Raw genomic sequence first — 13,906 nt, 5'->3', positions numbered from 1 at the left:
AAAGCCGTTAAACGAAACCTAAGGCCGCCTAATTCAGGCACTCTTCCAAAAACTCGCCGGGCGAAAGAAGGAAGCGCGCGGATCTGCTGCCGCAATCAAGTGCCGCTCCTCTTCCAGAAACTGCTGAAAGGCATCGATGGAGATTGGCCGGCTGATCAAGAAGCCCTGGACCATATCGCATCCCATCACGCTCAGCAGGGCCATTGCCGCCTGGGTTTCAACGCCCTCTGCAGTTACTTCCATGTCCAGCGCATGCGCCAGATCAATGGTCGATCGCACGATCAGGGGATCGCGGTTGCTGCTCGTCAACTGGGTGACGAACAGCTTGTCGATCTTCAATTCTTTAGCAGGCAGCTGTTTGAGATAGGCGAGCGAGGAGAGCCCTGCGCCATAATCGTCAATCGCCAACGTGATGCCGGTTTCGGCAAATACCTGAAGATGCGCGATGGCGGTCTCAGGATCCCGAATCACCGATGTCTCGGTAATTTCAAAGCCGATACGCGCGCCGCCCGACTGCACCATCTGGCAGGCGCGCGCCACAAAGGTGGAATCGCAGAGCAGCTGGCCGGAGATATTGATGAAGAGCAACAGATCATGCCCGGCGGCGGCCAGCATCTTTTGATCCGCAATGACCTGATCAAGCGTCCAAAGCGTCAACGGGCCGATCGCGTTGGATTCCTCCGCCGCTGGGATGAAGTCCCCGGGCAAAATCAAACCGCGCACGGGATGCTGCCAGCGCACCAGCGCTTCGGCACTGGATATTTCCTGCCGACGCAAATGGACCTTGGGCTGATATTGCAGGAACATCTCACCGCGATCGACGGCTTGTTTGAGGTCGCGAACCAGGCTGACACGATCAAAGGCAGGGGTCCCAAGCGAGAGATCGCGGATCGTCATTCGGTTATCATGGCGCGCCTCAGCCAGCGCCTGTTCGGCCTCTTCGACCAGCCGAACATCTTCAGCCGTTGCAATCGGTGCTGCGGCACCACCAAGGACCAGTTCGATCCGGTGCGGTTCACCGTCCAGATCAATGGCTTCGGCAAAGACGTGCTGCAATCGATCAAAAGCGTCCTGGACATCCTGAATATCGTCGCCGCCGAAGCCAAATTCCAGCGTGGTTCTGCCAACTACCGCCAGGCGCGCGTCAGGCAGATGTTCAGAAACCCGATCGGCAACATCCATGATCAGGCAATCCGCACGCGGCGCACCAAGATGCCGCCGCAAGGGCACGAAGTTCATGATTTCTGCAAAACACAGGAACCGCCAAGGGGCGATCATCGGTAAAGCGTCCGACAAATCGGCAGCCAAGTCGTCCAGGGCAGGCGGCAAGCTTTTGACAATGAACGGCATATCGAGCTGCAGCCCAATATCGCCCGACGCAGCGAGCCCAGACGCGGAGGCGGACGCAAAAAGCGATCGTCGCGTGAGGCGGTCATCCATGTGACCGAGGCCATGATCAGCAGCACGCATCATTCACCTTGGGTTGTACGGCTCAGCCTTGAAAGAAAGGTTAAGCGCCGCTTTCGGGCGCCAAAGCCGTTCAGCGATCTCCGCGCTTTGGCACCGTCGCATTGCATCATGGTTAAAAAAGTTTTAATAAAACAGCGCGTTCGTCATGGACGTAGTCTGGGAGACAAATGATGTTGGATCTTTTTGTATCGCTGTTCCACCAGGAAGAAATGAAGCCCTGGTAAACGCATAATCGGTCCGATTCCCTCATAACAAACTGATATTTCAGTAAAATTTGTTGGAATCGGGCCGATGACACCCGCCCAACAATTGGCAAGCGTTCAATTGTCGCGCTGGTGTACCAATTTGAAACGGTCTCCCGAATCGGGACATATTGCGATTCGTAAACCGCGTGTTTTACGCAGAAATCCCTCATTCAGCGCTTAGCGAAGCGCCTCAATCAGCCGCTCCATAAAGCCAGCGCCGCGCACCCATTGGGCGATTTCCAGATATTCATCAGGTTGATGCGCCTGCTCGATCGAGCCAGGTCCACAGATAATCGTCGAAAATCCCGCCTCCTGAAACTGCCCTGCTTCCGCGGCATATGGGACCATCCGGGGCGGGCCGTTGTCACCGGCCAAGCGGCGCGCCAAATGTTCGGCAGGGCTATCGGGATCAGGCACTAAACAGGGTGTCTTCGATCGCCGCACCACCGAAACGCCTGCGTCCCCAAATTGTGCCTTGATCCTGGCATCCTCGCTTGCGGCCAGGGCGAGAAATGGCGCAACGATCGCCTCCGGATTCTGCCCCGGTGGCGTGCGCAGATCGAACACAAAGCTGCATTTGCCCGCGAGAATGTTGACGGCGGTCCCGCCCTGAATCTGGCCGATCGTGAGCGTGGCGTGTGGCGGCACGAACCCGGATTGTGGATCGCCCTGTCGTTCAAGCTGATCGGCGATATCGGCGAGTTTCTGCATCAATCGCACCGCCACCATATTGGCCGACACACCCAGATGGGTGAGGCTGGAATGCGCTTCATGCCCGGTGACATTGACGATCCAGCTTGAAATGCCCTTATGGCCGGTAACAACCTCCATATTGGTGGGTTCACCGACGATGACCGCCATCGGCGCGGGCAGATTCCGCACGAGTTCGCGGATCATCGACGGGGCGCCGAGACAGCCGACCTCCTCGTCATAGGAAAAAGCGAGGTGAACCGGACGCTCGAGTCGCGCGGCAAGGATATCGGGGGCGGCTGCCAAAGCGAGCGCGAGAAACCCCTTCATGTCGCAGGTGCCGCGCCCATAAAATCGATCGCCACGCTGCGTCAGCGTCCAGGGATCGCTGGTCCAGTTCTGTCCATCGACCGGGACCACATCGGTATGGCCGGAAAGGACGACACCGCCCGCGGCCATTGGTCCCAGGGTCGCATACAAATTCGCCTTGGTTCCCTCCGCATTCATCACCCGATGCGACGCGATACCCAGACCACCCAGCAACGCCTCGACATGGCTGATCAGCGCAAGGTTTGACACACGCGACGTGGTATCAAAGGCGATGAGCTGTTCAAGGATGGCGGTTGCGCGCGTGACGAGGTCAGTGGTCATGCGCCTACCCTAGGCGACTGTGCGGTGCGCGCCAAATTTAGGCCGAAACCGGCTCCCGTCGCACCGCACCAACCGCCGCCTTTGGTTCAGGATTGGAAAACACCATCTCGTCATCCACCGACCCAAAGCGCAGCGCGGTCAAGTCTTTCAGATAATTCTGATGCACTTGCCAGGGTTGCTTGTCGCCCTGTTTGGGGAAACGTTCCATCGCGCGGGTGACATAGCCCGAGGTAAAATCAAGGAACGGCGCTGCCTCCAGATCGCCCGCGATGCGCGGCGTGGCTTGCCGCAGGCCCCGCTTTTTCATCGTATTGAGCAAGCGACAGACATAGGCGCAGGTCAGATCAGCCTTCAGCGTCCAGGAGGCATTGGTATAGCCGAAGGACGAGGCGAGATTGGGCATGTCGCTATACATCATGCCCTTATAATTGAATGTCTTGGCGAGATCGCGCGGTTGCCCGTCAACGGTGAAGGCGACGTCGCTCAGCAATTGCAGCTCCAGCCCGGTCGCGGTGACGATGATGTCAGCATCCAGCCGCTTGCCCGACGCCAGCGCCACGCCCGCGGTGTCGAAATGCGCGATCGTGTCAGTCACGACCGACGCGCTTCCCGCCTTGATTGCATCGAACAGGTCGGAATCGGGCACCAGGCACAGCCGCTGGTCCCAGACATTGTAGCGGGGTGTGAAATGCGCAGCGATCGTCTCGCTTGGCAAATGTTCACCGAGCATCGTCAGCACGCGCTGCTTGGCCCGGACCGGATGCTTGCGGGCCGCGTTGTAGAAATACATGCCGAACAACACGTTGCGCCAGCGCACCAGCGCATAAGCGAGCTTTGAGGGCAGCAATTTCCGCAGGCGATTGGCCAGCGCATCCTCTGACGGGCGCGAGACGACATATGTGGGCGAGCGTTGCAGCATCGTTACATGAGCGGCGGTCTGCGCCATTTCGGGCACGATCGTAACGGCGGTCGCGCCAGAGCCGATCACGACAACATTCTTGCCGGCATAATTGAGCGTGTCGGGCCAGAATTGCGGGTGGATGATCTGCCCGGCGAAATCGGTCGCGCCCGGAAAATCGGGCATATGGCCCTTGGCATAGTTGTAATAGCCCGAGCACATGAAGAGGAAATTGCAGCTATACTGTACCTCGCGCCCCTCGGTGACGGCGGTCACCGTCCAGCGCGCGTCTTCGGTCGACCAGCTTGCAGCGGAGACGTGGTGGTTGAAGCGGATATGCTTGTCGATGCCGTATTTGGCGGCGGTGCGCTTGACATAGTTCAGGATGTTCGGCCCGTCAGCAATCGCCTTCGCCTCGGTCCACGGCTCGAAAATATAGCCGAGCGTGTACATGTCCGAATCGGAACGAATACCGGGATAGCGAAACAGGTCCCAGGTGCCGCCCATGTCAGCGCGGCCTTCAAGGATCATATAGCTGCGGTCAGGGCTTTTGTCCTGCAGGTGATAGCCTGCCCCGACCCCGGAAATCCCGGCCCCCACCACGATTACGTCGACATGATCCATTGTGGCACCTCCTGTGCCCATACCTGATATTCGATTTTCCAGCAGGGTGCAAAGGGAAGCGACGTCAAACCTGCCGTTTCCTCGGTTATTGTGCTGCCAACCCTGCTATTGCGGCCACAACCCAATGCGGCCAAATTGCGTACTCATCGCATCAAAGCGCGAGACATCGCCCGCTCCCCTGGCGATCATCATCGCTCCTTCTAGCGCGGCGAACAATGCCATCGCGTGGTCCCGCATCACATCGCTATCGGTTGGCGCGCTGGCGGCGCGCCCGAGCATCGTGGCAAGCCAGGTCACATTGAGATCGATGAAGCGGCGTACTTCGGCTTTGACCTCGGGCGGAACAGCATCGGTTTCTGCGGCCAGCATGCCGCAAAGACACATCTTGCCATCCTGTTCCAGCGTAGCCCGGATCGTAGCGACATAAGCAGCAAGCGCCGCACGCGGATCCGGTCGCTTCTGGTCGATTGCATCAAAGTGCGCGACCAGTCGATCCGTATAGCGGCGCGCGACCGCCGCCGCCAAATGCCCCTTGGTCGGGAAATGATAATGCACGCTCGCGCTCTTGATCCCGACGGCCGAGGCCACGTCACGAAAACTGAGACCGTTATAGCCGACAGCCTGCATGATCTGCTGTGCAGCATCGAGAATAGATGAGGCGGTGGCCGCCGGAGCAATGGTCATTCAGATAATTCTACCTATCGTTAGATAGCCGTTGACGGGCTGGGACATTGAGGCCACAAAGGCCCGCCTATCTATCGATAGGTAACAAGCCCCGTAATTGCAACCAACAGGAGAGCCCATGTTTTTCCATGTCATGGTGGGTGCCACCGATCTTGAAGCCTCAAAGACATTCTATGATGCAACCCTTGCAACGCTCGATATCCCGAGCAAGGGACAGTTCCGCGCACAACCGCAAGCCTATATGTATGGCGATCCCGCAACTGGCCTGTTCTTCATCACTGACACGATCGACGGCAACCCGGCCACCCATGCCAATGGCGGCACGATCATGTTCAGCGCCAAATCCAAGGATGCCGTTGACGCGTGGTATGCCGCTGGCCTCGCCAATGGCGGCACGGCCGAAGACGCTCCTGCCCCGGCTGGTCTGCCGGGCGCGACCATCGCGCGTTTGCGCGACCCAACGGGCAACAAGATCGGCGTGATCACCTTCGCCTGATCCGCCACCTGGCGACGGTCGCGATCGGCGCGACCGTCGCTTGCGGCAAGCCGGATCTGCGCGCCTTCGAATAGCTGCGCGCGTACCGCATGAGGCCGATGGCTTATTTCAGCCGCAGCGCTGTCGCTATATCGGCCCAACGGACCAATTTGAAATTTTGCGCTTTCGGGGCGTTGTCGCCGTCTTGGGCGATCATCAGGCCGTGTCTGAAATCGCCGCCATAATTGGCAGTCGAAATTTCAATGCCGTCGGTTTCGCTGGTGCCGCCAATCGCGCCATTGGCCGTGATCCGGAAGCGACCGACATAGCGGTAATCGGGCAAGCGCCAGGCCGCATAGGCCGAATCGCCCTGGCTCGACGCGATCAGCCAGCCGCGATTGCGTCCCTTTGCGGCAATCGCTAGCCCCTCGACATCGGCGATCAGCTGCACGCCATCGACGCCGGCGAGCTTGATCGGCGTGATCGGCGCATCGGGCGCGGCACCAAAGCGCCAAATGCCGACATCCTCCTCCGCGACATAGAGCGCCGCGGTACGATCATCAGCCACACAGCCTTCTGATTGGGTGGCGAGCTTCATCGTGCGGACCGGGATGGCCGTTGCGGTGGCACCGGCGGTGTCGATCCGCAATTGGATGATAAGCCCGTCCTTGCCGACGACAAAGGCATAGAGCCTGCGGCCAGCGCGATAGAGGCACAAGCCATAGGGCTCCGCCATCGCGATCGGCACGCGCGCGATTTCGGTCAGCGTCGCGGCTTTGCCATCGAGCGCGAACAGCGCCAGCCGCCCGTCGCCGATGACGTTGCGGTCACTGGCCGCGACCAGGATCGCGCGCTTGCCAGCGATCATGACATTGCTGCGCAGATCGACATTGTTGACTCGCCCGGCGGCGATGGTCGAGCGGAGATGGCCATCAAGGCCATAGACGTTGAGCCCGGCCTTTTTGTCGGTTGCAACGATCAGGCTCTTTGCTGGATCGGCCGGGTTGCGCCAGATCGCAGGATCATCGGCGGCATCGTCGATACTGGCAACGGCATCGGTTTCGCGCAGCGCGGGAACCGAGCGGGTGAGGTCAGCGCCGCCTGTCTGCATGGCAGCTGCGGGTCCGGATCCCGCCAGCAGCATCGCCGCCAGCCCCGCCACCATCATCGCCGCCAGCGGCGTCCATCGCATACCCAGCATCACTTAATTCCCCCGCCCCCATGTCGCCCCCTTGGGTGGCGGTGATGGCAGCGCGATGACAGGCAAAGTGAAATGTTCGATCGAGCGCACCGCACCGCCCTTCAGCAACAACATGTTACAAATGATTCACCAAACGATCTTCCAGACGTCATTCAGGCGTAACCTGCCGACGCCAAGGGACCGCTGCGGTGCAACAACGGGCACCAGATCAATACAGAATCACACACGATCGTCGGGGGACTAATAATGTCGGGGAATACAGTTGGATCGCCGCTGGTGTCGGCGATGGCTTTGGCGTGGGCATCGGTTTTCCTGCCAGTTGCGGCACAGGCCCAACAAGCAGCTTCGCCCGAAAGCGCTGACGACATCATCGTCAATGGCGAGCGTCCGATTGCTGAATCGGAAGCCAGGGCACTGAAGATCCAGAGAAATTCTGATTCGCTGGTGACCGTGTTGTCGGCAGACTCCGTCGGCCGCCTGCCCGACCAGAACATCGCCCAGGCGGTCGGTCGTCTGCCGGGTGCTGCGGTTGAACGCGATCAGGGCCAGGCGCGCTATATCTCGCTGCGCGGTCAGCCGAATTACTGGACGACGCTGTCATTTGACGGAATCAACGTCGTCAGCCCCGAAGGCCGCGACGCACGCTTCGATTCGATCCCGTCGGCAATCGCATCGCAGGTCATCGTGTCCAAGGCCGTGACGCCGGAAATGCCCGGTGAAACGGTTTCGGGTAACGTCAACATCGTCACGCGGTCAGCGTTTGATTACGCTGGTGCACATGTGATCGGCAAAGCCGGGTTCGGCGTCGCCCAACTCGGGAGCCGCAACCAGTATGAGGCGTCACTGGTCGCTTCAGACCGGTTCAAGATCGGCGAAGGCGAGCTGGGCGTGCTGGTATCGGGCAGCTATTTCGAGCGTGGCCAGATCACCGACAATTTCGAAGTCGATTATGAGCGCGTTGCGCAGGATCAGCGTCCCGGCAACCAGTCCCGCTTTTGGGCGCATGAGGCCGAGAACAAGCTGTATCGCCTGACCCGCAAAAACTGGTCTCTCACGGGCCGGCTCGACTACAAGCCTGATTCGGACAACACCATTTCGCTGCGGTCGATCTACACGATCTTCACCGACGATGAGGCACGCGACAATTACCGCTTCGATCTCGACGATCGCCAGGGTGATCTGGTCGCCAATGCCGCCGCCTGCACGCCGACCTTCAATCCGACACCAACGACCAGCGGTTATGCCGATATCTGCATTGGCAACACCCCGCAGGTTGGGACCGTCTACGGCGTTGACATTCGCCAGCGCGCGACGCTGCGCGCCTTCCGGCAATCAATCTCCACCAGCACGCTGTCCGGTGATCATGACTTTGCCGATGGCTGGCACCTGATGTGGTTGGGCAACTATACCCAGTCGAGGGACGATCGCTCGGTCGTGGGTGAAGCGGCCTATGATAGCCCGACCACGCGCAACCTGCGCCCGACGATCAGCTATGATTTCAGCAATCCTAATCGTGGGGGCACTCAGCTGTTCACCACGACGCAGCTGACTGGCCCGACCCGCTTTCAGGCTGGTGCGCGGGTGACGGCAATCGACAGCTTCGCCAAGGCACCGGTTTCCTTCACCGTGCTCGACGCGGTGGACACGACTGACGCCTATACCGGCAAGCTGGTATTGTCGCGGGAAACCACTTTCCTGGGGAGCAACGCGACGTTCAAGGCGGGCTTCCAGTTCGATCAGCGGACCAAGGTCGCGAACGAAAACAACATCGTGCTCAACACGGCAGCACAATTTGCCACGATCGGCCTGCCCGCGAATTACAACCAGTTCTCTCTGGAACAGCCTTTTCTCGGCAAGATCCCATTGGACTATACGTTCCGCTATTTCGATACCAACCAGATGCGCGCTGTCGCTGCCCAGGCGCGCGCCAACTTCACATTGGCGCCTGTCACGGGGAACAACTATAATGTGCGCGAGCGGGTCTTTGCCGGCTTCCTGATGGGCACGCTGAAATATGACTGGGGTTCGATCCTCGGCGGCGTTCGCATCGAAAACCTGCAGAACCGTGGCATTGCACAGGCAACAATTGGGGCGACCAGCGGCCTGGTCACCGCCGGATCGAGCCAGACGCTGTTTTTGCCCAGCCTGCACATCAACTATAATGTCGATGAAACCAAGAAACTGCGCCTGTCATTCAACTCGGGCGCAGCGCGCGCCGATTATGACCAGCTGCGGCCCAATGTGGTCATCAACGACCCGAACCAGACGATCTCAGGCGGCAACCCTTCCGTGAAGCCCGAACGTGCCTATGGCATCGACGCCTATTTCGAATGGTATCTCCGCCCGCAAGGCTATCTGAGTGTCGGCTTCTTCTACAAGAAGGTGGAAGACGTGCTGTACACCCAGCGGCGGAGCTTTGGGTCCAATGCGCTGGACACCAATGGCATTGATCGGTCGGCCTATCTCTTTTCCGGCATCACCAATGGCGGCGAAGGGCGCTTGTTTGGCGGCGAAGCGGCGGCGCAGCTCCAGCTTGAACCCTGGACCAACGACCTTGGCCTGCCTGACTGGATGGGCGGCTTTGGCGTCACCGCCAACGTCACCGTCAACGACAGCCAGGTCACCAAGCCGGCCACCGGGACCATTCCAGCCCGCCGGGTGCGGTTGCCGGGTACGTCGGACGTGGTCTACAATATCGGCGGCTATTACGAGAAATACGGCCTTTCGTTCCGCCTGCAATATCAGAAGCGCACCAACTGGCTCGATACCATCGCCGATGACCTGACCGATGGCGGCGACACCTATTGGGCGACCGATGACGAAATGGATTTCTCGGCGCGCTATGCGATCAACAAGAACTTCGAAATCTATTTTGATGCCACCAACCTGCTCGACCAGCCGGGGCGGCGTTTCTCCGAACCAGGCAATTTGCTGACCGCAACGGGCACCCCGACGCGGTTCGCAACGGGGCAGACAATCGAATGGGAACGCTTTGGCCGTCGCTTTGCGGGGGGTTTCCGCTTCAACTTCTAACCGTTGTCACGACGGATCATCGAGACGGAAAGGGCGTCCCCAAGCAATTGGGGGCGCCCTTTTTTTGTCATGCTATGTTTAAGTAGCTCAGACTCATTTTCGTAAGCCCCTCCCCTTCAGGGGAGGGGTTTGGGGGTGGGGCGTCTCAGTCTCACCGAGGCTCGGCCCTGCGGATAGTCCCCACCCCAACCCAGCATCAGGTCGGTCAGGCCCCGGCCTGACCTAAACCGTGCGGGGCACGGTTTACCTGATGCTCCTGAAGGGCAGGGGATAAAGGTTATGTTTCATGAGACGCGGTGTCAGCCCGCCTTTGCGCGCGCGCGATAGGCATGCAGCAGCGGTTCGGTGTAGCCGCTCGGCTGACTGACGCCTTCGAACACCAGCGCCCGGGCGGCTTGCAGCGCGATGCTATCCGGACGCCCGGCCATGGGTCGATAAAGCGGGTCGCCCGCGTTTTGCGCATCGACCTTTGCCGCCATCCGCTCGAACGCGGCATCGACATCGGCTTTGGTGGCGACGCCGTGGAGCAGCCAGTTGGCGATGTGCTGTGACGAAATGCGCAATGTGGCGCGATCTTCCATCAGGCCGATATCGTGGATGTCGGGCACCTTCGAGCAACCAATGCCCTGATCGATCCAGCGCACGACATAGCCGAGAATCCCCTGCGCATTATTGTCGAGTTCGCGCGCGACTTCCTCGGCGGTCCAGTTGCGGCCGCCGGCGAACGGGACGGTGAGCAGGCCGTTTAGTGCGGGGATTGCCTCGCCCGCAATTTCCTTCTGGCGGGCGAACACATCGACCTTGTGATAATGCATCGCGTGCAACGTCGCGGCGGTGGGTGACGGCACCCAGGCGGTATTGGCGCCGCTCATCGGGTGGCCGATCTTCTGGTCCATCATGTCGGCCATCCGGTCAGGCGCGGCCCACATGCCCTTGCCGATTTGTGCGCGGCCCGACAGCCCGTGGGCGAGACCGATGCGGACGTTGCGGTCCTCATAGGATTTGATCCAGGCGCTGGTCTTCATCTCCGCCTTGGGGATCATCGCGCCGCCGTGCATGGCGGTGTGCATCTCGTCGCCGGTGCGATCGAGGAAGCCGGTGTTGATGAAGACGATGCGGTCCTTCACTGCGTTGATGCAGGCCGCGAGATTGGCCGAGGTGCGGCGCTCCTCATCCATCACGCCCACCTTCACCGTGTGGCGCGCGAGGCCGAGCAGATCCTCGACCGCGTCGAACAGCGCGTTGGTGAAGGCAGCTTCCTCAGGCCCGTGCATCTTGGGCTTGACGATATAGACGCTGCCGGTGCGGCTGTTCTTGAGCGTGCCGAGGCCGCGCAGATCGTAGAGCGCGATCGTCGAGGTCATGATCGCATCTAGAATGCCCTCGGGCGCCTCGCTGCCATCGCCGAGGTGAATCGCGGGCGTCGTCATCAGATGCCCGACATTGCGCACGAACAGCAGCGAGCGGCCGGGGAGCGTGATGCTGGTGCCGTCAAGCGCGGTGTACGTCCGGTCGGGGTTGAGCTTGCGGGTAAGCTGTTTCCCGCCCTTCTCGAACGTCTCCTCCAGATCGCCCTTCATCAGGCCAAGCCAGTTGGTGTAAGCCGCGACCTTGTCCTCAGCATCGACCGCCGCGATTGAGTCCTCAAGGTCACAGATTGTGGTCAGCGCGGATTCGAGGATCACATCGGCGATGCCCGCCGGATCGGTCTTGCCGATGGCCGAGGTGCGATCGACAACGACCTCGATATGCAGCCCATTGTGGCGGAAGAGCAGCGATTCCCCTGCCCGCCCGACCAGCTGCGACGGATCGGCAAGCACAGGCTCACCACCCGCAAAATCCACCCAGCTGCCCGAGGCCAGCGGCACCGCCTGATCAAGAAACGCCTTTGCCGCCACAATTACCTGCGCGCCGCGTTCGACATCGTAACCGCCCGACTTGGCCGCGCCCGGCAGCGCATCGGTGCCGTAGAACGCGTCATACAGGCTCCCCCAGCGCGCATTGGCCGCATTGAGCACGAAGCGCGCGTTGAGGATCGGCACGACCAATTGCGGCCCCGCCATCGTCGCGATCTCAGCATCGACATTCTGCGTGCCGATCGTGAAGGGCGCTGGCTCGGGCACCAGATAGCCGATCGCGCGCAGAAACGCCTCGTCGACCGGCTCACCCGCCTTGTAGCGCGCATCGATCTGCGCCTGCAGCGCCTCACGCTTGGCGAGCAATGCAGCATTCTCCGGCGCGAACTTGGCGAAAATGGCCGCCACGCCCTGCCAATAGCCGTCCGTTGCAATGCCCAGCCCCGGCAGCACGGCGCCCTCGACAAAATCGGCAAGCTCGGCAGCGACCTTCAGGCCGGCGCGATCGACGGTAACGGACATGATTCCTCCTTGAGTGGGCAAGATGATCGGCCTGGGGAGGCGCGTGTCGCTTAGGCCAAGCGGCCCACCGGCTTCAACCCCGTTCGGGTGCCAAACGCGCCGCCGCTGCCTCGATCCGTTCGAGCATCGCGGCGAACTGCGCCATTTCCTCGCCCGAAAACCCGCCGAAAACCGCTGCCTCCAGCGCCAGCGCCTTGGGCGCGACGCTTTCGTACAGCGCTTGCCCCTCCGCACTCAGCGAAAGCAAATGTGAACGCTGGTCATCCGGATTGGCGCTGCGCACCACCAGCCCGCGATCGACCAGCGCAATCGCCGCGCGGCTGACCGTCACCTTGTCCATCTGCGTTGCCACACCCAGCGCCTGCTGCGTCATCGCCTGCCCTTCAGCGATCACTGCGATCAGCCGCCATTCGGGGATTTTGAGGGCGAAAAGGGCCTGATACGCCGTCGCCACCGCGCCGGACACGCGATTCGACGCGATCGACAGGCGATAGGGCAGGAATTTGTCGAGCTTGAGCTGGGTCATGCGGGCGGTGGTGCCACCGCCATGGGCTTCCTGGCAACAACCGCGATCACCAGCGCCGCCGCCGCCGCGATCCACAGTGCATCGCTGCCGACCAGGATGAACGCCACCGCCCCTGCCGCCCCACCACCGAGCAGCCCGCTCCACAGCAGGACATGCGGGATCCAGCCCCAGCGGTCCTCCCCCGCCAGCGCCGCCGCGAGCATCTGCCCGATCTTGACCAGCCGCCCGGTCATATAGGTGAGCCCGATCCGCACCTCGGTCCCCTCCGAGAAGAAGATATTTTCCACCCCCATCGCCACCGCCATCAGCACCGCGGCGGGCCAGAGCAGCTGAAAATCGCCCAGCAACGCTGCCCCGCCGAGCAGCCCGGCGAGCAACAACGGAACGACCTCCCGATGCCGCCGCCCCGCCACCCGCCCGATCAGCGAGCCCGCTATAACGCCGACCAGAAAACTGCCGATCAGCATCGCGGCAATCGCAGCATTGCCCGACATCTCCGCAATCCCCACCCCCAGCCGCGTCGAATTGCCGCTCATGAAGGAAACGAAGAACCCGCCGGTCGCGAGGAAGCCGACGGCATCGACATAACCGGCGAGTGCGGACAGGCCGATGGCGAGGAGCCGGTCGTGGCGGTCGAAGGATTTCACGAGGGGGGTTTAGGGGGTGTGGGGGCGGATGGGAAATGTTGGAATTGGACGCGCGAGGTGTTTGAAAAACTCAGACGAGAGGATCGTGCGCGGCGTCGCCCCCGGCCTGCCTTACTTTGGCAACTGCATCCTTCCAATCCTGCCACATCGCCGGGTCGAGAGGTCCCCCAAAGGCCCCGCTACGATTCAGGCTGCCGAGCAGGATTGCAAGTTCATCATCACTCTTCGAGCCTCGCTCCCAATAAGCTTCAAGGAAAGCGCGCATGGCGTCGAACGCCATCAACTGGTCCAAATCTGGCGACAGTTCGCCGGTCCAAGAAGATGCTTCGGTCATCGCAAGATTGTGCCTGCACTTCCAACTAACGGCAAGTGGCGGGCCGCTGT

11 protein-coding genes are annotated in these 13,906 nt (G+C 61.0%); 2 read left to right on the top strand and 9 right to left on the bottom strand.

Translation table 11 applies throughout. The features are described 5' to 3' along the window. Nucleotides 1-33: 33 nt before the first annotated feature. The 4 genes from B7Y43_RS06035 to B7Y43_RS06020 all read right to left on the bottom strand — a co-directional run bounded on the left by B7Y43_RS06035 (nucleotide 34) and on the right by B7Y43_RS06020 (nucleotide 5,262). On the bottom strand, nucleotides 34-1,440 hold the full coding sequence (locus B7Y43_RS06035; RefSeq protein WP_374130719.1) for an EAL domain-containing protein: 1,407 nt from the start codon (nucleotides 1,438-1,440) through the stop codon (nucleotides 34-36). A 452-nt stretch (nucleotides 1,441-1,892) separates the two neighbouring features. After that, a complete protein-coding gene (argE, locus tag B7Y43_RS06030; RefSeq protein ID WP_374130718.1) occupies nucleotides 1,893-3,056 on the bottom strand; it encodes an acetylornithine deacetylase in 1,164 nt (387 codons plus the stop codon). Between the two features lie 37 nt (nucleotides 3,057-3,093). Further along, nucleotides 3,094-4,578, bottom strand: a complete 1,485-nt coding sequence (locus tag B7Y43_RS06025) for a flavin-containing monooxygenase (protein ID WP_374130717.1) — start codon at nucleotides 4,576-4,578, stop codon at nucleotides 3,094-3,096. A 105-nt stretch (nucleotides 4,579-4,683) separates the two neighbouring features. Further along, the gene (locus tag B7Y43_RS06020) at nucleotides 4,684-5,262 is read right to left on the bottom strand and encodes a TetR/AcrR family transcriptional regulator (RefSeq protein WP_374130716.1); all 579 of its coding nucleotides are present in this window, start codon (nucleotides 5,260-5,262) and stop codon (nucleotides 4,684-4,686) included. Between the two features lie 118 nt (nucleotides 5,263-5,380). Here B7Y43_RS06020 and B7Y43_RS06015 point away from each other — a divergent pair, with 118 nt between their 5' ends. Further along, nucleotides 5,381-5,758 (top strand): VOC family protein, encoded by a 378-nt coding sequence (locus B7Y43_RS06015; RefSeq protein ID WP_374130715.1) that lies wholly within the window; start codon nucleotides 5,381-5,383, stop codon nucleotides 5,756-5,758. Between the two features lie 103 nt (nucleotides 5,759-5,861). Here the strand turns inward: B7Y43_RS06015 and B7Y43_RS06010 are convergent, their stop codons facing one another. After that, the gene (locus B7Y43_RS06010) at nucleotides 5,862-6,938 is read right to left on the bottom strand and encodes a phytase (RefSeq protein ID WP_374130714.1); all 1,077 of its coding nucleotides are present in this window, start codon (nucleotides 6,936-6,938) and stop codon (nucleotides 5,862-5,864) included. Nucleotides 6,939-7,184: 246 nt separating this feature from the next. Between B7Y43_RS06010 and B7Y43_RS06005 the strand changes: the two genes are divergently transcribed. Next, entirely contained in the window at nucleotides 7,185-9,971 is a 2,787-nt protein-coding gene (locus B7Y43_RS06005) for a TonB-dependent receptor (RefSeq protein WP_374130713.1), read from the top strand. Nucleotides 9,972-10,270: 299 nt separating this feature from the next. On the opposite strand, the gene B7Y43_RS06000 is transcribed toward B7Y43_RS06005, so the two are convergent. From B7Y43_RS06000 to B7Y43_RS05985, 4 genes are all read right to left on the bottom strand, one after another. Beyond that, nucleotides 10,271-12,349, bottom strand: coding sequence for a malate synthase G (locus B7Y43_RS06000; RefSeq protein WP_374130712.1), 2,079 nt, complete (start codon nucleotides 12,347-12,349; stop codon nucleotides 10,271-10,273). A 73-nt stretch (nucleotides 12,350-12,422) separates the two neighbouring features. After that, nucleotides 12,423-12,875, bottom strand: a complete 453-nt coding sequence (locus B7Y43_RS05995) for a MarR family winged helix-turn-helix transcriptional regulator (RefSeq protein WP_374130711.1) — start codon at nucleotides 12,873-12,875, stop codon at nucleotides 12,423-12,425. After that, nucleotides 12,872-13,522, bottom strand: coding sequence for a YoaK family protein (locus B7Y43_RS05990; protein WP_374130710.1), 651 nt, complete (start codon nucleotides 13,520-13,522; stop codon nucleotides 12,872-12,874). The genes B7Y43_RS05995 and B7Y43_RS05990 overlap by 4 nt, the downstream gene beginning before the upstream one ends. Before the next feature lie 70 nt (nucleotides 13,523-13,592). Further along, nucleotides 13,593-13,856 (bottom strand): hypothetical protein, encoded by a 264-nt coding sequence (locus B7Y43_RS05985; RefSeq protein ID WP_374130709.1) that lies wholly within the window; start codon nucleotides 13,854-13,856, stop codon nucleotides 13,593-13,595. Between the last annotated feature and the right edge of the window lie 50 nt (nucleotides 13,857-13,906).

This window comes from Sphingomonas sp. 28-62-20 (assembly GCF_002281505.1).
This window is presented reverse-complemented; position numbering and strand designations above follow the sequence as displayed.

Excerpts from the sequence above, each read along its gene's own strand:
- B7Y43_RS06015 (WP_374130715.1), top strand. The coding sequence starts at position 5,381 with ATGTTTTTCCATGTCATGGTGGGTGCCACCGATCTTGAAGCCTCAAAG.
- B7Y43_RS06000 (WP_374130712.1), bottom strand. The coding sequence starts at position 12,349 with ATGTCCGTTACCGTCGATCGCGCCGGCCTGAAGGTCGCTGCCGAGCTT.
- B7Y43_RS06005 (WP_374130713.1), top strand. The coding sequence starts at position 7,185 with ATGTCGGGGAATACAGTTGGATCGCCGCTGGTGTCGGCGATGGCTTTG.
- B7Y43_RS06025 (WP_374130717.1), bottom strand. The coding sequence starts at position 4,578 with ATGGATCATGTCGACGTAATCGTGGTGGGGGCCGGGATTTCCGGGGTC.
- argE (WP_374130718.1), bottom strand. The coding sequence starts at position 3,056 with ATGACCACTGACCTCGTCACGCGCGCAACCGCCATCCTTGAACAGCTC.
- B7Y43_RS06020 (WP_374130716.1), bottom strand. The coding sequence starts at position 5,262 with ATGACCATTGCTCCGGCGGCCACCGCCTCATCTATTCTCGATGCTGCA.
- B7Y43_RS06035 (WP_374130719.1), bottom strand. The coding sequence starts at position 1,440 with ATGGATGACCGCCTCACGCGACGATCGCTTTTTGCGTCCGCCTCCGCG.
- B7Y43_RS05985 (WP_374130709.1), bottom strand. The coding sequence starts at position 13,856 with ATGACCGAAGCATCTTCTTGGACCGGCGAACTGTCGCCAGATTTGGAC.
- B7Y43_RS06010 (WP_374130714.1), bottom strand. The coding sequence starts at position 6,938 with ATGCTGGGTATGCGATGGACGCCGCTGGCGGCGATGATGGTGGCGGGG.
- B7Y43_RS05995 (WP_374130711.1), bottom strand. The coding sequence starts at position 12,875 with ATGACCCAGCTCAAGCTCGACAAATTCCTGCCCTATCGCCTGTCGATC.